The sequence below is a fragment of the Acetobacter sp. KSO5 genome (assembly GCF_044094635.1).
Lineage (GTDB): Bacteria > Pseudomonadota > Alphaproteobacteria > Acetobacterales > Acetobacteraceae > Acetobacter > Acetobacter cerevisiae.
Map to the genome: position 1 here is coordinate 507,386 of NZ_CP172014.1, position 17,255 is coordinate 524,640.

Annotated in this window: 16 protein-coding genes; 6 read left to right on the plus strand and 10 right to left on the minus strand. The window is 59.9% G+C overall.

Annotation, left to right across the window (positions count from 1 at the left end; genetic code table 11):
• Nucleotides 1-83 precede the first annotated feature (83 nt).
• Complete coding sequence (gene tkt / locus ACHQGU_RS02250; RefSeq protein ID WP_395495726.1) at nt 84-2,186, minus strand: transketolase; 2,103 nt, start codon at nt 2,184-2,186, stop codon at nt 84-86.
• Nucleotides 2,187-2,767: 581 nt separating this feature from the next.
• Here tkt and ACHQGU_RS02255 point away from each other — a divergent pair.
• The 5 genes from ACHQGU_RS02255 (at nt 2,768) to ACHQGU_RS02275 (ending at nt 7,748) form a co-directional block, all read left to right on the plus strand.
• Nucleotides 2,768-3,343 (plus strand): ankyrin repeat domain-containing protein, encoded by a 576-nt coding sequence (locus tag ACHQGU_RS02255; protein WP_395495727.1) that lies wholly within the window; start codon nt 2,768-2,770, stop codon nt 3,341-3,343.
• Nucleotides 3,344-3,436: 93 nt separating this feature from the next.
• The gene (gene hisC / locus ACHQGU_RS02260; protein ID WP_215754338.1) at nt 3,437-4,504 is read left to right on the plus strand and encodes a histidinol-phosphate transaminase; all 1,068 of its coding nucleotides are present in this window, start codon (nt 3,437-3,439) and stop codon (nt 4,502-4,504) included.
• 174 nt (nt 4,505-4,678) lie between these two features.
• Nucleotides 4,679-4,954, plus strand: a complete 276-nt coding sequence (locus ACHQGU_RS02265) for a hypothetical protein (protein WP_062142194.1) — start codon at nt 4,679-4,681, stop codon at nt 4,952-4,954.
• Nucleotides 4,955-5,101: 147 nt separating this feature from the next.
• Nucleotides 5,102-6,160: a transporter gene (locus ACHQGU_RS02270; protein WP_062250179.1), complete on the plus strand. Its 1,059-nt coding sequence runs from the start codon at nt 5,102-5,104 to the stop codon at nt 6,158-6,160.
• Nucleotides 6,161-6,392: 232 nt separating this feature from the next.
• On the plus strand, nt 6,393-7,748 hold the full coding sequence (locus ACHQGU_RS02275) for an inorganic phosphate transporter (RefSeq protein WP_395495728.1): 1,356 nt from the start codon (nt 6,393-6,395) through the stop codon (nt 7,746-7,748).
• Between the two features lie 52 nt (nt 7,749-7,800).
• Here ACHQGU_RS02275 and ACHQGU_RS02280 read toward each other — a convergent pair whose 3' ends face one another.
• Genes ACHQGU_RS02280 through ACHQGU_RS02290 form a run of 3 tightly spaced genes read right to left on the minus strand, consistent with a single transcriptional unit; the run spans nt 7,801 to nt 9,898 of the window.
• Nucleotides 7,801-8,136: a YnfA family protein gene (locus ACHQGU_RS02280; protein WP_043549575.1), complete on the minus strand. Its 336-nt coding sequence runs from the start codon at nt 8,134-8,136 to the stop codon at nt 7,801-7,803.
• 17 nt (nt 8,137-8,153) lie between these two features.
• On the minus strand, nt 8,154-9,002 hold the full coding sequence (locus tag ACHQGU_RS02285; protein WP_062142175.1) for an ABC transporter ATP-binding protein: 849 nt from the start codon (nt 9,000-9,002) through the stop codon (nt 8,154-8,156).
• Nucleotides 8,999-9,898: an ABC transporter permease gene (locus ACHQGU_RS02290; protein WP_252353899.1), complete on the minus strand. Its 900-nt coding sequence runs from the start codon at nt 9,896-9,898 to the stop codon at nt 8,999-9,001. Before ACHQGU_RS02290 ends, ACHQGU_RS02285 begins: the two co-directional genes overlap by 4 nt.
• 228 nt (nt 9,899-10,126) lie before the next feature.
• On the opposite strand from ACHQGU_RS02290, the gene ACHQGU_RS02295 reads away from it, so the two are divergent.
• Nucleotides 10,127-11,563 carry a transglycosylase SLT domain-containing protein gene (locus ACHQGU_RS02295; RefSeq protein WP_395495729.1) on the plus strand — a complete coding sequence of 479 codons (1,437 nt, stop codon included), beginning with the start codon at nt 10,127-10,129 and terminating at the stop codon, nt 11,561-11,563.
• Nucleotides 11,564-11,700: 137 nt separating this feature from the next.
• Here the strand turns inward: ACHQGU_RS02295 and ACHQGU_RS02300 are convergent, their stop codons facing one another.
• From ACHQGU_RS02300 to ACHQGU_RS02325, 6 genes are read right to left on the minus strand one after another with little or no spacing between them, the layout of a single operon-like run.
• A complete protein-coding gene (locus ACHQGU_RS02300) occupies nt 11,701-13,074 on the minus strand; it encodes a DUF2142 domain-containing protein (RefSeq protein WP_395495730.1) in 1,374 nt (457 codons plus the stop codon).
• Nucleotides 13,071-13,418 (minus strand): EamA family transporter, encoded by a 348-nt coding sequence (locus ACHQGU_RS02305; RefSeq protein ID WP_062142171.1) that lies wholly within the window; start codon nt 13,416-13,418, stop codon nt 13,071-13,073. The genes ACHQGU_RS02300 and ACHQGU_RS02305 overlap by 4 nt, the downstream gene beginning before the upstream one ends.
• Nucleotides 13,415-14,419: a glycosyltransferase family 2 protein gene (locus tag ACHQGU_RS02310; protein WP_395495731.1), complete on the minus strand. Its 1,005-nt coding sequence runs from the start codon at nt 14,417-14,419 to the stop codon at nt 13,415-13,417. The genes ACHQGU_RS02305 and ACHQGU_RS02310 overlap by 4 nt, the downstream gene beginning before the upstream one ends.
• A gap of 46 nt (nt 14,420-14,465) precedes the next feature.
• The gene (locus ACHQGU_RS02315; RefSeq protein WP_395495732.1) at nt 14,466-15,413 is read right to left on the minus strand and encodes a hypothetical protein; all 948 of its coding nucleotides are present in this window, start codon (nt 15,411-15,413) and stop codon (nt 14,466-14,468) included.
• Nucleotides 15,410-16,210 carry a peptidoglycan editing factor PgeF gene (gene pgeF, locus ACHQGU_RS02320; RefSeq protein WP_395495733.1) on the minus strand — a complete coding sequence of 267 codons (801 nt, stop codon included), beginning with the start codon at nt 16,208-16,210 and terminating at the stop codon, nt 15,410-15,412. Before pgeF ends, ACHQGU_RS02315 begins: the two co-directional genes overlap by 4 nt.
• Nucleotides 16,207-17,208, minus strand: coding sequence for a class I SAM-dependent methyltransferase (locus ACHQGU_RS02325; protein ID WP_395496362.1), 1,002 nt, complete (start codon nt 17,206-17,208; stop codon nt 16,207-16,209). The genes pgeF and ACHQGU_RS02325 overlap by 4 nt, the downstream gene beginning before the upstream one ends.
• Nucleotides 17,209-17,255 lie beyond the last annotated feature (47 nt).

A 17,255-nucleotide genomic window follows, 5' to 3' on the forward strand; every position in this document is an offset into this window, starting at 1 on the left:
TGGCATCCTTTCTGCACACCGCCCGGCCTTTCAGACTGAACCGGGCGGCATAGAAGCATCTACTATCGTATGAAGCTGCGGCCTCAGCCCACCTGGCGGCGGGCTGCTTCCAGCACTGCTTCCGGCGTAAAGCCGAATTTCTTCGCCAGCTGACCAGCCGGAGCAGACGCCCCAAAGCCGCGCATGGCGATAATTTCACCCGTCGGGCCCGCATAGCGGTCCCAGCCGATGGGGGAGCCGGCTTCAATCGTCACGCGGCCCGTGACGGAAGGCGGTAGCACCGTATCACGGTAAGATTGTGGCTGGGATTCAAACACTTCCCAGCTCGGCAGGGAGACCACACGGGCCGGAATGCCGTCTTTGGTCAGCGCTTCATACGCGGAGACAGCCAGAGAAAGCTCACTGCCGGAAGCAATCAGAATGACCTTCGGTGTTTCCTTGCTGTCGGCCAGAATGTAGCCACCTTTCGCCACGCCAGAGGCCGGGGCAAAGCGGGTGCGGTCCAGCGTGGGCAGGTTCTGGCGGCTGAGGGCCAGTGCCACCGGGCCATCCTGCTTGGCAATCAGGTAGCGCCAGACTTCGGCCACTTCGTTCGCATCACCGGGGCGGAAAATGGTCATGCCCGGCGTGGCGCGCAGTTGCACCAGCTGTTCGATAGGCTGATGCGTCGGCCCATCTTCCCCCACGCCGATGGAATCATGCGTGAAGATGTAGGTCACCGGCTGGTGCATCAGGGCAGAAAGCCGGATCGGGGCCTTCATATAATCGGAGAAGATCAGGAACCCGGCGCAGAAGGGGCGCAGGCCATACAGCGCCATGCCGTTCACAATCGCGCCCATGGCATGCTCACGCACACCAAAATGGACGTTGCGGCCACCGTAGGAGCCATTCCATGCGGCAGGCTGGAAGCTCTGCTCGCCTTTCAGATTGGTTTTGGTGGACGGTGCGAGGTCAGCCGAGCCCCCCAGAAGCCAGGGCAGGCGGCCAGCAACGGCATTCAGCACTTCACCAGAGCTGGCGCGGGAGGCAATGCCTTTTTCACTGGCGTCATAAACCGGGATCTGCGCATCCCAGCCTTCCGGCAGTTTGCCGCCCAGAATGGCGTCCAGTTCAGCCGCCAGTTCCGGGTGAGCCGTGTGATAGTCGTTAAACAGCTTTTCCCATGCGGCGCGGGCTTTGGCGCCCCGTGTGCCCATGCCATCCTGCATGTGGGCCTGCACGCCGTCCGGCACATAGAAGCTCTGGTCTTCCGGCCAGCCATAGGCTTTCTTGGTCTCGCGGATTTCTTCCACACCCAGCGGTTCACCGTGGGCTGCGGCAGTGCCGGCTTTATGCGGCGCACCCCATGCAATCACGGAATGGACCAGAATAAAGGTGGGGCGTTCGGTCTCGGCTTTGGCCTGCGCCAGAAGGTCCTTCAGGGCGGCGGTGTCGTTCGCGTCCTTCAGCACCAGCACCTGCCAGCCATAGGCGGCAAAGCGGGCGGCGACATCTTCTGTCAGCGCAAGGTCGGTGGAGCCTTCAATGGAGATGCGGTTGGCATCATACATCCACACCAGATTGCCCAGCTTGAGGTGGCCTGCGGTGGAGGCGGCCTCGCTGGAGATGCCTTCCATCATGTCGCCATCGCCACACAGCGTGTAGACATGGTGGTTGAACAACTCAAAGCCCGGCTTGTTAAAGCGCGCGGCCAGCCATTTTTCCGCCATCGCCATACCGACGGAGTTGCCACAGCCCTGCCCGAGCGGGCCGGTGGTCGTCTCAACGCCGGTGGTGTGGCCGTATTCCGGGTGGCCGGGGGTTTTGGAATCGAGCTGACGGAACTGCTCAAGGTCGGCAATGGTCAGGGACGGCTCATTGGTCACCTTACCGTTCTTCACCTGCCGGACCCCGGCAAGGTAGATCAGCGAATAGAGCAGCATGGAGGCATGGCCGATGGACAGTACAAAGCGGTCCCGGTTGGGCCAGAGCGGGTCTGCCGGGTCGTAGTTCAGAACGTCCTGCCACAGGGTATAGGCAACAGGCGCCAGCGCCATGGCTGTGCCGGGGTGGCCTGAATTGGCTTTCTGAACCCCATCCATGGAGAGCGTGCGGATGGTGTTAATGCACAGGTTATCGAGGTTGGCCGTCCCCCCGGCTTCCAAACCGTTCGGTGCGCGAAGAGGGGTGGGAAAAGAGGCACGCATGCTAACCTATCCTTCAGAGTGGACGTTTTTTGTTTTGGCCCGGTGAGACCACGCACCGGAGCAGCCCGGCAGGAGATCAGGGTTGTGCACAATCACACGGTCCGGCGTTATTGGGCAAGAGAGCAGGTGCGAGACTCTGCCTCTTCTCTGCGGGCCGGATGGTAGCTGACTGAACAGGCAACGCAGCATGGTGGGTGGAGGCTGCGTGGAGGCAGGGGTGAATCTCATTTTTGAGATTGTCGCGCAGCGCAAAACAGGCTTTTCTCCGTTCAGAAGAACAGGCAGCAGACCGGGTTTTTCTCCCCTTTTTTGCAGGAGGATGATCACAAGGCCTTGCTTTACAGCCGCTATCACTTGCGCGTGAGGCAACGGAAAGAGGCAGTTTTTCCCATGTGCGGGCTTCGGGTGCCGGGATGGCGTGCCCTCCACGTCCGGCAGGTCAGCCCCGCCATGGGCAGGAAACGCTGCACAGGCTGGGGCGTTTGCAGTATAGAGGGCAGCAGTCCATAGCGTCACCCGGTCCGTCGGGCCGGTGGCTGACGCTGTATTTGAGTCGATAAGAATTTTTCCGGAGGTCGAGCATGACACAGGTTTCTTCTCAGGACCCGCGTTCTCAGGGCACGCAGACCCCGGGCGCCGGACCTGGGCTCTTTGGTGACTTTACGCAGGAGCAGGTGGAAGCCCTGTTCATCAACGCGGCGCGGGAAGGGGAGGCTGATCTGCTTTCCAGCTTTCTGGATGCGGGGATGGACCCCAACCTGCGGGCGGAAAAAGGCTACACGCCGCTGATTCTGGCCTCCTATAACGGCCATGTTGACGCTGTCAGCACGCTGCTGGCACGTGGGGCCAAGCCGGATCTGCAGGATGAAAAAGGGGCTACGGCGCTGGCCGGGGTGGCGTTCAAGGGCTTTCTGCCCATCGCCCGCCTGCTGCTGGATGCGGGGACAAAGGTCGATGTGCCCAACGCTGTTGGCCGCACCCCGCTGATGTTTGCCGTCATGTTCGGGCGCGATGAGATGGCGAAGTTGCTGCTGAAAGCCGGAGCCAGCCCGACCCACCGTGACGGCGAGGGTCTGAACGCGCTGGATCTGGCCCAGCGGCAGGGCAATGCCGCCCTCGCTGCGCTGATCAAAGAGCAGAACGCCGGGCAGGCCTAACGTTTCTCAGGCTTTTCAGGCGGAAACGCATCGTTTAGGGGTGAAGGCAGTCCATTAGGGGGCTGCCTTTTCTTTTTGCGGATGTTTTCAGCCATGAGCCGTTTCTGGAGTCCTCTTGTTCACCGCCTGACGCCGTATGTGCCGGGCGAGCAGCCCAAAATGGCCGACCTGATCAAGCTGAACACCAACGAATCCCCCTACGGGCCGTCTCCCCGCGCGCTGGACGCCATGAAGGCCGCCGCGGATGACAGCATGCGTCTGTATCCGGACCCGGAAGCCACGCGCCTGCGCACCGTTCTGGCTGAGCGCGTGGGGCTGAAGGCGGAGAACGTGTTTGTCGGCAATGGTTCGGATGAAGTGCTGGCCCACGCCTTTCAGGCCTTCTTCGCGCATGGCGAGCCGATCCTGTTCGCGGATGTCACCTACAGTTTCTACAAGGTCTATTGCGGCCTGTATGACCTGCCGTATCGCCTTGTGCCGCTGAATGCGGAGATGGGCGTTGATGTGGCCGATTATGCCGGCCCATGCAGCGGCGTGGTGCTGGCCAACCCCAATGCCCCAACCGGCATCGCGCTGGATCTGAACGCGGTCCGTCGCCTGCTGGAGATGCACCCGGACCGCGTGGTGCTGGTCGATGAAGCCTATGTCGATTTTGGCGCGGAAAGTGCCGTGGCACTGGTGAAGGATTATCCGAACCTGCTGGTGGTGCAGACCTTCTCCAAATCCCGCGCGCTGGCCGGGGCGCGGGTAGGCTTTGCCTTTGCCCAGCCGGAACTGATTGAAGGCCTGACCCGCGTGAAGGACAGCTTCAATTCCTACCCGCTGGACCGCATTGCGCAGGCCGGGGCCACCGCTGCGGTGGAAGATGAAGGCTGGTTTCTGAACAGCGTGGAAAAGGTGATCACTACCCGCAAAATGCTGTCCGCAAAGCTGGCCGAACTGGGCTTCAAGGTCTTGCCTTCACAGGCTAATTTTGTCTATGTTCACCATGCTGACCGCGATGCTGCGGAACTGGCGGCGGACCTGCGGGAGCGCGCCATTATCGTCCGGCATCTGCGCGGTGTGCGCACATCCTCGTGGCTGCGGATCACGGTTGGAACAGACCAGCAGTGCGAGATGCTGCTTTCTGCCCTGCGGGAGATTCTCCTCCGCAACCGCTGAATACGGCGTTCGGGCAGGTCTTGAGCCTGCCAGACCAGTATTTGTGCGTACTCTACATAAAAAAACGGTGTTTCCCCCGCCTGTCCGGCCTTGTCCGGAGGCGGGCGTGTGTCTGTGTGCTCTGGCAGCCTGTGGCTGCTGAAGGGCGGTTACAATAATCAAGGGAGTGAACCCATGCGTGCCTTTCATGGTCAAATGTCAGACAACCAGCCCATCCGCCGCAGCCTGCCGGAAAAGCAGAAACAGCTGCGGGACCTGAAGGAAACGCTGGCCACCATGAAGTCCCACACCTCTCCGGCGCTCAAGGAAAGCGTGCGGAAGCGGATTGCCCAGCTGGAAGCGGAAATTAAGGCTGCTCCGGCGCTCAAACCGGCCCGCAAGCCTGCCGCAGCCGGTGCCCGTGCAGGCGGGGATGCCCGTCGTCCGGCCCGCCCCGTGCGCCCGCGCTGAGGTTAAAACCTGCAAAACTAAGGGAGCCTTGGTCCCGTAAGCCTGCTGTGATATGAACCGGACCAGTTTGCGGCGACCGGTCGTGGACAGTGCGCTTCCTTACGGGACAGGCAACGATCGCCCTTTCGGGAAACAGGGAGTTCAGCGATGGCCGGAAAAGCCTCCTCCACTTTACCTGAGTCAATCTCGGAAGGCGGCACACTGCTGCGTGATGGCCTGATCTGGGCCATTTTCTGCCGCCCGGGGCATGAGCCGGTGGAGCTTGAGCGGGACGTTGTAACCCAGCGCCTGCTCACCGGCGCGTTCCCGCCGGAACTGGCCAATACGGACGGGTGGGCGTGGTTCCACTTTGATATTGTCCACACCCTCTCCCGCACGCAGATTGAAAGCATTCCCTCGCTGCCGGAAGAAGTGCGGCAGGTGCTCACCAATCTTGAGCGCAGTATCCGTCTGGATAGTGAAGATGAGACGGTGTTTGGCGCACTCCCTGCCTTTGATGACACCACCACGGATGATGACCGGAACGTCAGCACATGGCGGTTCGCGCTTGAGCCGGACTTGCTGATCACCACCCGCCGCCACCCGATTCCCGCGCTTGGCGTGGTGTTTCATGAGCTGCGGCGCGGTCTGGTGCCGCGTTCCCCCGCTAATCTGGTGGATCGTGCGCTGCTGGAATTTGCCGATACCCTGCGGCGGGACTTTGCCCGGCTGGATGACCAGCTGGACCGCGCGGAAGATGTTCTGCTGATGCTGGATCGGGATACAGATCTGGGACGCATGAGCGGTCTGCTTGGCCTTGTGCGCCGCCGCTCCACGGAACTGCGCCGCGTGCTGGCCCCGGTGGACCGTATTTTTAAAGATGAAGAGATGGAACTGCCGGAATGGGCAGAGGATGACCTGCGCGACCGGTCCCACCGACAGGTTCACGCCGCACTGGATGACCTTCTGGCCTTGCAGGACCGTGCGCGTTCCTTGCAGGACGAACTGACGTCCAATCAGGCGGAAGAAACCAACCACCGTCTGTATATCGTCTCCGTCGGCACGACGTTGATGCTGCCGGCCACGTTCGTCACCGGCTTTTTCGGCATGAATACCGGCGGCATGTTCCTCACGGATGGCTCATGGGGCACGGTGGAAGCGGGCGGCCTGTGCTTTGCCATCATGTTTGGGACCTGGCTTCTGCTGAAGTTTACCCGTCTGCTTTAAGCTAAGCCGGACACTTTGAGTCCCGCCGGTTTACCTAACTCCTGAAGAACGCTTGGAAAGTTTTGGATCGGCATTGCTCTCGGCCTATTCGCAAAGCAGATCAGTCCCAGTTGGCGGCAAGAAAAACACAAAACAGGATCAGTTAAGGTTTTATGAATTTCGCTGTTGAGGCAGTGAAAAAACTAAAAAACTGGTCTTAATGCGAAGCAGTGCAACACAGGTACTGGTTCCCATGCTTCATTTTGCTCCGTATTCGGTGCTTTCCATTCTGGCGCTGACCACCTGCTTTCTGCTGGTCTGCGTTTTTGAATTTGTTAACGGTTTTCATGACACGGCCAACGCCGTGGCCACGGTCATCTACACCCACTCCCTCAAGCCGCGCGTGGCCGTCATCTGGTCCGGCCTGATGAACTTCATCGGCGTGCTGGCGGGCGGTATCAGCGTGGCCTACGGGCTGGTGGAACTGCTACCGGCAGACGTGCTGTCTCCTCCGAATGGAGACCCGGCCATCCCGATGCTGATCTCGCTGTTCGGCACGGCGCTGGCGTGGAACCTGGTGACCTGGTGGTTCGGGATCCCCAACTCCAGTTCCCACTGCGTGATTGGCGCGCTGATTGGCGTGGCCATTGGGGATGCGTTCCTGCACACACGCGGGCTGGGCAACAGTGTGGACTGGTCCCAGATCTGGAAAGTGCTGCGTGCACTGGCCGTTTCCCCCATCCTCGGTCTGGTCGGCGCGGGCGGCCTGTATTTCATCCTGAAGCATGTGGTGAAGGACCCGGAACTCTATCAGCCGCCGCAGGGTGAAAAGCCCCCGCATGGCTGGGTGCGCGGCCTGCTGATCCTCACCTGCACGGGTGTCAGCTTCTCTCACGGTAGCAATGATGGTCAGAAGAGCATCGGCCTGATCATGCTGACCATTATCGGCATCCTGCCCGCCACGTTCGCACTCAGCCCGAACGCTGGTTCCCACATCCCGCAGATTGCCCCGCAGGCGGTTATCGCTGCTCCGCTGCTGCAACAGTATGACCATGACGGCCTGCGGGAAGAAGCGCTGGCGTCCGTCGCGCGCCTGCAGACGACTGACCCCGGCAACGTTGTCGCCTCTCAGTTGCGCGCAGATATTTATGAGGTTCTGGCTGGCCTGAAGTCTGTGTCTTCCAGCACGCAGGCGTCTGACGCGGACAAGAAAAATGCCAAAGACATCAGCGCCGTTCTGCGCCCGACCGTGGAATACGCCCCCTGGTGGGTGCGTCTGCTGAGCGCTCTGTGTCTCGGTCTTGGCACGATGATTGGCTATAAGCGGATTGTGCATACGCTGGGCGAGAAGATTGGCAATACACATCTTACTCCCGCACAGGGAGCGTCCGCCGAACTGGTCGGCGCGGGCCTGATTGCCACTGCGGGCTATACCGGCCTGCCGGTCTCAACCACGCACATCATCACGGCGGGTATTGCCGGGACCATGCTCGGCTCTGGCAGCGGCATTAACCCGAAGATGCTGACCAAAATCGCACTGGCATGGATATTCACCCTGCCCATCACCATCGCGATTGCCGCGACGCTGTTTTACGTCATCAGCATGTAAAGCCGGTTTCCCCCTGCCGGCGCTCACGAGGGCGGGCAGGGGGGCTAACGGCTCAGGTGCCTCGGGGTGCCAGCAGGATCATGGATGCCCCGCCCAGACAGATCAGCGCGCCCAGCAATTCCCATTTATCCGGGGTGCGCCCTTCCACCACGCGCATCCAGATGAGCGATGCGGTGATGTAAATCCCGCCATAGGCCGCATAAGCCCGCCCCGCAGAGTCCGACTCAATACGGGTGAGCAGAAGGGCGAAGACAATCAGGCTGACAAGGCCGGGCACCAGCAGCCATGCCGAGCGACCTTCCTTCAGCCATAGCCAGACGGCAAAGCATCCGGCAATTTCCGCAAAGCCTGCGGCCAGATAAATCAGAAAAGGCTTGAGTAAAAGCACGGCATGTTCCTGTTTGTTCAGGCTTTGTCGTCTGGCACCTGCATGTCCACACGGTAGGCGGCCATCACCTCGGCGGTTGGGCCATCCAGGCGGATCTGCCCGCCTTCCATCCAGATCAGCCGGGTGCACCATTCTTCCAGCACATCCAGCGCGTGGGAGGTAATGACCAGAATATCCGTATTGTTCACCACGGAAGACAGGCGCTTTTCCGCGCGCTCCCGGAAGTGGAAATCTCCCGCCATGAACCATTCATCCATCAGCAAAATCTGCGGGGTAATGGCGGTGGCCAGCCCAAAGCCCAGACGCACGATCATGCCGGAAGAATAGAGCCGCACAGGCAGGTCAAGGAAGGTATCAAGCTGCGCGAACTCCTCCACATCCTGCTCAAGCTGGCGGATCTGCGCCGTGCTTAGCCCTTTGTGGCGGCCCATCAGAGTGATGTTTTCACGCCCTGTCAGTTCCGGGTTCATGCCGGAATTGACATCCAGCAGGGCCGCAACCTGCCCGCGAATATGCACGTTGGGAGCATCCGGCATGTAGATGCCCGCCATCACCCGCAGCAGGGTAGATTTGCCGGCACCATTATGGCCAATCAGCCCAACCCGTTCCCCGGCCCGGATCTCTACAGAGACATCATCCAGCGCCTGCACATAAACCGGGCCGCCATCAGGCCGGTCCATCCGCACTTCGCCACCGGTGCGCAGGCTGCGGGAATTGGTGAGAGCCGCCTTGCCGCGCTTGAACAATAGCTTCTTGAGGGAGCGCGCGCCCCCATGAAAAATCGGGAAGTCGAGTGACAGATCCCGGATGCTGATGGAGGACGTGCCGGGGGCAACCCGCCCGGCGTCAAAAACGGAGCCACTCATACCCAGAACGCCAGTTTGCTGCGGGAGCGGGAGAACACAAACAGCGCGAGCAGGCAGAACACCACGCTAATGCCACCGGAAATCAGCCAGGACATCGCGGAGGGGATCTGCCCGAGGAACGGCCGGCGCACAATTTCCAGCAGGGAATAGAAGGGGTTGAAATAGAGCAGCCACGCGTGCCCGGCGACCTGCTTGGGTTCCCAGATAATGGGCGTGATGTAGAAGATGATCTGCATGATACTGCCCACAATGGGCGGAATATCGCGGAAGCGCGCACAGGCACAGCCCAGCAGCAGGCACAGCGCCACACTATCCACCAGCCACAACAGCAGCGCGGGCAGGGCCAGCACGACATCGGCTCCGGGGGAGATGCCAAAAATCAGGAAGACAACGACCGGCACAACCAGATTGTAACTGAAAACAATGCCGCAGCGCATCATGGTTCGCAGGGCCTGCACCGTGTAGGGCATGTTGACCGAGCGCAGGGTTTCCGTGGCGCGGGTAAAGGTCGAACAGCTCTCAAGAATCAGGGCGGACAGGCCCGTCTGCCATAGAATTATCGAAATTGAGAGGTAAGGCAGGTAATCTTTCAGAACAAGATGAAACAGCTGGGAATAGATCAACCCCATGGAGCCGATCATGATTGCCGTTGTCAGCGTCAGCCAGAACGGCCCCAGTGTGGACCCGCTGAATTGCAGCCGGATATCCAGCCAGCCCAGCGTCGCCGCCAGACGCCACAGCCGGAAGCCATCCGCAATATCCTTGCAGGCCATCACCACGCGTGAACGTGCGCGCGGTGCGGACTCCAGCGGGCCGGACCCGTTCGGGCCAGCCGCAACGGGCGGGGCAGGGGCTGTAAAGCCTGTATGTTCGGTGGAACCGGAACTGACCATCATGCCCTCTCGCCTATCCGATCACGCAGCGGCCCGCAACTCCCGGGCCATCCTGCAAGACGCATATTCTGGCGGAAAAGTCGGGCGGAAGTGCGGCGGAAGCCGGGATGATCTGTTGCATGAGACAGGCTGGCGTTATAGAGACTTAGAGAAGATTCTTTCCATATACTCTCAGGAGAATCCCCCGCTGGCCGGTGGTGTCTCCTCGCGTGGGCAGGGCGGATATAATCCATGACATCCAGACGACCCCCCTTCCGTTTTTATCAGACCCTTGCCCCGCAGCGGCGCAAGGTGCTGCGTCGTGCTGTGCGGACGTCCCCTCTTCTTGGTCTGCTGGCGCTGCTGGCTGCCTGTGCCGGGCAGCCCGGTACGGGGTCTCCGTCCATTCCGGTAGCGGAAGAAGCTGAGCAGTATCGCGCCCACGCCCGGTCTTACTACGCCCCGCCCGGCCCGCCGGAAGATCCGTGGGGACCGTATATTCAGGAAGCTTCCAAAAAGTTTGACGTGCCGGAAGAATGGGTTCGTGCCGTCATGCAGCAGGAATCCGGTGGTCGCCTGTATCACAATGGCCAGTTTGTCACCTCAGCGCCCGGTGCGATGGGCCTGATGCAGCTGATGCCGCCCACGTATGATGCTCTGCGCTACGCTTATAATCTGGGTGATGATGCGTTTGACCCGCATGACAACATCATGGCGGGCACGGCCTACATCCGCCAGATGTACGATGTGTATGGCTCCCCCGGCTTTCTGGCAGCGTATAATGCTGGCCCCGGACGGCTTGAGGACTTCCTGACGCGCAATCGTACCCTGCCGCGTGAAACCCGGAACTATGTGGCTTCTATTGGCCGCCGGATTGTGGGTATCTGGCCGGTGAACCGCTCTCAGGCGGATATGCTGGTGGCCAGTCATGACAGCATGGCTCTGGCGTATCAGCCGGTGCAGTCCAACACGGCAACAAGCTCCGTCCGCACGGCATGGCAGCGCAGGCAGTCTGGCCTGCCGACGGATAGCCAGCCTGTGCAGGTGGCAGAAGCCGCAACAGACAGCAGCACGACTGATGCCCCGTCCTACGGTGCGGACTGGCATCCGGTCTCTCGCGCCACGACGCCGTCTTCTACGCGCAATGATGTCAGTTCCGTCTGGGCACAGCGTCTTGCAAGTTCTGGCACAGCGAGCAGCGGCGCATCGGAAGCGCCGGTGCAGGTGGCGCAGGCGGTTGATGCGTCTGAACCGGTGGAGGATGCCGGGGACGAGGCGCAGGCTGCGGCAACCCCGGCAACGGTTGCTCCGGCTCAGCCCCACGTGCTGCGTATTGCCGCTGTCACACCTGCCGCTACACCGAGCCGTAGCCGCTCCTTCCATCTGGTCTCTCCGGCCATGGCAGAGCCCGCTCCGCTGCTGAGCAAGAAAGCCCGCGCGCAGGAGCCACGGAACTGGGCCATTCAGGTGGGGGCGTTCAACACGGCCTCCATGGCGCAGCAGGCTACAGGGCAGGCCCGTAATCAGGCCACGCTGTCTGGTGCGAAGGCACAGGTTGCTGCCGTGCAGGTCAAAAAAGGCCGCCTCTACCGCGCCCGCCTGACCAACCTCTCACACACAGACGCCGTAGCTGCCTGCCGCCGCCTGAGCGGATGTGTGCTGGTTTCTCCGGACTCCTCTGGGTCCTGAGGGATTTTTAGAGGCTGTTTTAAGCCCGTCAGGTCTTCCTGACGGGGCCTGCTCCCGATCTGCGTCGGACGCAGGAACGGGCCTCAGTCTTTCTGTTTGTTCTGGGAAAGTATAAAATTACCTAAGCATTTTAGACTTTAGAGCCCGATATAATAGCGCGTCAAAAGAACGGGGATCATGGCGTGAACAGAGAAAAGAAAGACGACAAGAAACAGGGAAAATGCGCAGAGGGACCGTGGCGTTATTTTCATTTCCCCTAAAGCATAAGCTAAAAACAGAGCCGGAATGAGAAAATATCGTCCCTGAATGCCGTCAATTTCTGAGGCACTTATGGGGGTCCAGGCGAGATATAAAGCGGTAAAAATCAGCAGGAAGGAGGTAAGCCCCATGCCAGCCAGAATGCCTGATATTTGCCATGTGTCACGCTGGTTTTTCCAGGATATGGCAAGCAGGGCTGTGGCCACCAGAAGCAGGCTCTCCGTAAAATAAAAACGCGCCGGAAACAGAGTATCCAGCCAGCCCAGAATGCCAAGAAAAGAGTAAATATAGAAACTCTGCTTATCGGGATCTGTCACGGTGTTGAAAAGCAGATGGGCAAAATGGAACGGGTGCAGAAGAATGCCGAGGAGTTTTCCAGAGGCAAAAGAGCCCTGAGACGGAGAGCTGACCGTCATCTTCATGGCCAGCATTGTCCATCCAATTGAAAAGGCAGAGCACGCCACAGCTTGCCAGAGGACAGTCTTTTTCCGGGTATAAAGCCAGACTATGAAGGGCAGAAGAAGTATAGGCAGGGCATGAAGTCTGCATGTAGAGACCAGTGCCACAGAAATAGTGAAAACAGCCAGCAGAGCAGGGGGTGCCTGTTCCCTAAGGCGTGTGATCTGGCAGAACGTAGAAAGAGCCAGTAACAAAACCGCCGTAGCCATGCCATCCAGACTGGCAGCGCCAGACTGGAACAGCGTCATGGGGATGGCCAGAAGGGCCAGAACCAGAGCATTGGGCGGGTAAATTGCAAAAGCGATAATAGTAATAAGGCCAGCGGAGACTGCGGCAAGCAGGCGGGCCAGCCTGTAGGACCGGTCAATGGACAAGTGCATTAGCTCGCCGGCCAGAAGTCCGATGGCCTGCGGTGTATAAATAACCGGGAAATAATACCCGGTTCCCGGCGCGACGGTGAAGACTTTCCGGGAGGTCCATTGAAACTGGCTTGCCGTCATCAGGTCATTCTGCGCGATTTTTTTTTCAGGATGCCCCTCATATTTGGAAAGATAGTCGATGTAACTTTCCAGCCCTGAATCGACGAACCCGCCTGAGGCCTGACCGGGCGGGGTTTTTAGAAAAAATTCTCCCTGTGCGAGCCAGTAAGCGCGTTTGAGATGGTCGCGCTCATCTGGTGACTGAAGGGGAGGGACAAGGCCTGTTTCAAGAAAACAGAAAAAACTTATGAAAAGAGCTGAAAAAATAACTAAAAATTTTGGAGAGAGCCGATGAAATGAGCGAAGAATGGTCATAATTTCTGGCCCAGAGACACAAGAATGCCAGCGACAATCAAAAAGACCCCAGCGGCATAGTGCCAGCTGAAATTTTCATGCAGGAAAAAGTGGCTGAGGAACGGGACAATGGCAAAAGCCAGTGCCATGAAAGGATAAACCCGGCCCAGTTCTGAGCGCTGCAACAGCCAGACCCAGCCTATTGTTGTAATGCCATACAGGATGAGGGCGACCAGCAGGACGCTCAGGGCGCCCGGGTCCATGAAGCTTCCGGCCTTATTGAAGCCATTCGCGCTGATCTTGAAGAGGATCTGACCAATGGAGATGCCAATGACGCAAAGGATGGCAAAAAAGATGTCTGTCATGGCATTTTTCCGGAGTAAGGGCGTTGTGTCAGGCAACGAAGGCTTCTTGCACCATTTCGGCCGGGTTCGGACTGGATATCATAGGATAGGAAGGCCAGCAGGAACTGGATTCCCAGAATAATGGGCAAAGCGGCCAGCATGACGGTGCCGGCAGACGCGTAAGTGCCACGCTGGAGGCTGTAAAACCAATGCAGCCCTCCGTAAATACATCCATAAAGGATCAGCAAAATGCCGGCTGGCAATTCAAAAGAAGAGACCGACATATCGCGCAGATAGTAATTGTAAAAAATTCTTTTGAAGAAATTTTCAATATTTTTCGAGAAAAATTCAAAGAACACTTTCTTGATATTTAACCCGCTGACTTCATCTCCGTAATGGGCGCGCATCGGAATATCTCTGACAATGGCGCGTACGGTATTCAGCCGGAACAGCATATCGGTTTCAAAAAAGTAGCGGCGGCTCAACTTGTCGAAGGGCAGTAACGCCGCAACATCTTTGTGGATGGCGGTATAGCCGTTTGTCGGGTCAAAAATGCTCCAGTATCCGGATGAGAATTTCGTCAGAAAAGACAGGCCTGCATTTCCCAGCAAACGGATTTTCGGCATGCTGGCCACGTCTTCCGGATTAAAGAAGCGATTGCCTTTTGTGTAATCAGCGTAGCCCGCAAGGATGGGGGCAATAAAGGTGGGGATCAGCGCCGGGTCCATCTGACCATCGCCGTCAATTTTGATCATGATCTCCATATTATCGGCCATGGCAGCCTGATAGCCGGTCAGAACAGCGCCCCCAACGCCCTGATTGGTGGCGTGCTGTATAACGCGTACGCGGGGGTCCTGGCAGGTGGCGGTTACATACCGACCGCTTTCTTCCGGGCAGCAGTCATCCACCACATAAATGGCGGAAACTTCCGGGCCAATACGGCTGATAACGTCCAGAATAAATGTCCGCACACGGTATGACGGTATGACCACCGCCACACCGGCCTGTTCTGTGACGTCCATTGTGCCCCCCCACTTGTCCCGCCTGACCTAAAATAAGCCCTGCTTTTTAACTTTTCTTGTTTTTCTGCGGGTCTTTCCCACCAGCCGGCGGCGGCAGCGGCGCGTTATCACGCCCGGAATAGCGGTCGATAATCTGGCGGACAGCACCTGCGGCTTCCTGTGCGGCAACGACTGCGATGTCGCCCCAGTAGCCGTCCAGTGAGTGGGCTTCAATATCATGGAGCTGCGTGGCGGCCCCGGCTTCCTTGCCGTTCTTGTCCGCAACGCGCCAGACAATTTCAATATGCTGCTGCGGGTGGCCCGTGGTGCCAGCCGGGCCGGGGCTCAGCTTGACGGTGGTGGCCACGGAGAAATCCGCGTTTTCCGCCGCATTCTGGAGCGTGTCCGCCGTATTGCGGAAGGACGCGGCAAAGGCGCGGCTGAGCGAGATATCGCCATCGCCCGGCGCACCCTGCACCCCTTTGAAATACACACGGGCTGCACGGTGCTTCAGGCTGTGCGGGTCTTTTTCCATATCATCGGCCTGAATACCCGTCAGCACGGACGCCACCTTGGGGGCGGCATCCTGTGCGGCAAGGCTGAGTGTGGCCGGGTCCGCTGCCGCCCAGAGCTGGGCCTGAAGCGGCTCACCTTCCTGGGTTGCGCGAATTTCGTTCTTCGGCGTCATGACCATATAGACAGGCACAATCTGGTCACCGCGAACGTCGGCCCGCATCTTCAGCCACCAGTCACCGGGGCGCACGGGCTGAGCCATGGCCGGAATGGTCTGTTGCAGCAGCTCGGCTGCCACATCCTTGGTCCACAGTTTGGCGGCATCGGGAGAAAGCTGGCTATCCGTCGGGACCGGGATATCCAGCCGGGACGGAGGCGCATTGGCCGCCAGCCGCGTGGCTTCCTTGCCGGGGTTGGCAAAGGGGTGTGGCATATCAATACAGCCGCTCAGCAGGATCACGCCCGAAAGAGGAAGGGCTGTGTGGCGGAAGAAACCGCTCATCTGGTCTGCACTCCTGTCGCAATCACTGAAATCTGGTGGCCAATGGGGCCGCCCCCGGCCAGCGTGCGCCGCCGGTGGCTGAAAAACCGTTTTTCATCCGCCAGTGTATCCATACCAAGGGCGGCGACCTGCCCAATGCCTGCCCGTTCCAGCCGGAAGACGCACCAGCCAGCCAGATCAAACTGATAATGGCCGGGTTTGCCGGGGGTAAAAAAGCGGGCGGCCTGTGGGTCGGCCGAGGTGATGGCGGCGTGCATGTCCTCACCGGTTTCATAGCTTTCCTGCGCAATGCAGGGTCCAACCACGGCGCGCACATCGGTGGGTTTTACGCCCAGTGCCTGCATGGCCTCCAGCGTGGCTTCCAGTACCCCGGCCAGCGCCCCGCGCCAGCCTGCATGAGCCGCCCCCACGGTCTGCCCGTCCTTTGAGGTAAACAGAACCGGCGCGCAATCCGCCGTAATCACGCCCAGTGCCACATCCGGCAGGCGCGTCACCATAGCGTCGGCCTGTTCGCCTTCTCCCGGTGCCCAGGGTGTTTCCACCGTAATCACACGCGGGCAGTGGATTTGTGTCACACCCAGCAGCTTCTCTGGTGCCACATTCAGGCATTCGGCCACGCGACGGCGGTTTTCGGCCAGATTGGCCTGGTCATCCCCTGCGCGGGTGGAGCAGTTCAGGCTGGCATACGGGCCGGTGGACACGCCGCCTTCCCGCGTAAAAAAGCCATGCCGGGCCGGGGCCAGCAGCGGGCTGGTCAAGGGGGATGGGCGTGTGGGAGCGGTCTGGCCGGATGTCATTCAGCCGGTCCTTTCATAAAGCCGGGGGGCATGGGGAGCGAGGGAGAGGTGAGGGCCATAACCCGGAAAAGATGCCCCATCTTTTCCGGTGCGGCCAGTCTGTGTGCGCCGCTGCGCAGGTCAGCCGCATCCTGCGGGCTGGCGTGGGCGGCGAGTTGTTCTGTACGTTCCATCAGCCCTAAAGCACGTAAAAACGTCCCTTGTGTGACAGCCCCCCAGATCGCCGCACCAGCCTGCCGAGCCGCAGCGGCAAAGGCGGTAAAATCCACATGGGCTGTCAGGTCAGCCTCGCCTGCGGCTTCCAGCGGTTTGGCCGGGCGGGCATGGCTCAGGGCTTGCAGAGAGTCTCCGGTCCTGCTGGAATTATGGCCGTAATCCAGAAACAGCGCGGCACCGGGCGTGCGGGCAAAACGCTGCCCGAGCAGGCGGGCAATGTCCAAAGCGGGTTCACACAGTTCCACCACATAATCCGGGTCCAGCGTCCGGCCATCCGGCAGGGTGGGTGCGGGGCAGGGCACACAGCAGAACGCGCCGTTTTGCACGTAATGCTCCTGCCAGCCTTCGGCTGTGTGCAGAAACTGCCGGATGGGTAGCGCGTCCAGAAACTCATTGGCCACCAGAATCAGCGGCCCGTCCGGCAGGCTATCCAGCGTGGTGTGCCAGGTGGGGGAAAGGTTTGGAACGCGGGCCACAAAAGGCGCGAGGGCTTTCGCCTGCGCCTGCTGCATCAGCGGTGAAGTTTCCACCAGATGCACCTCAAGCGCCTGCGCAAAAGCAGGCACACGGGCGGTAATCAGGCGGAGCTTGTCGGCCATCAGCGTGCCGCGCCCCGGTCCGGCTTCTGCCAGCACAACCCGCTCCGGGCGACCCATGCTGACCCAGACCGTGGCGGCCCATGCGCCCAGAAGCTCGCCAAAAACCTGCGAGATTTCGGGGGCCGTAATAAAGTCAGTCAGAAGGGGATGCGTGGCGTAATACCGCGCATTGGCCCGCGCCATGAAGGCATCCAGCCGTTCTGGCTGCGGCTCATGTTCCGACGCAGGCC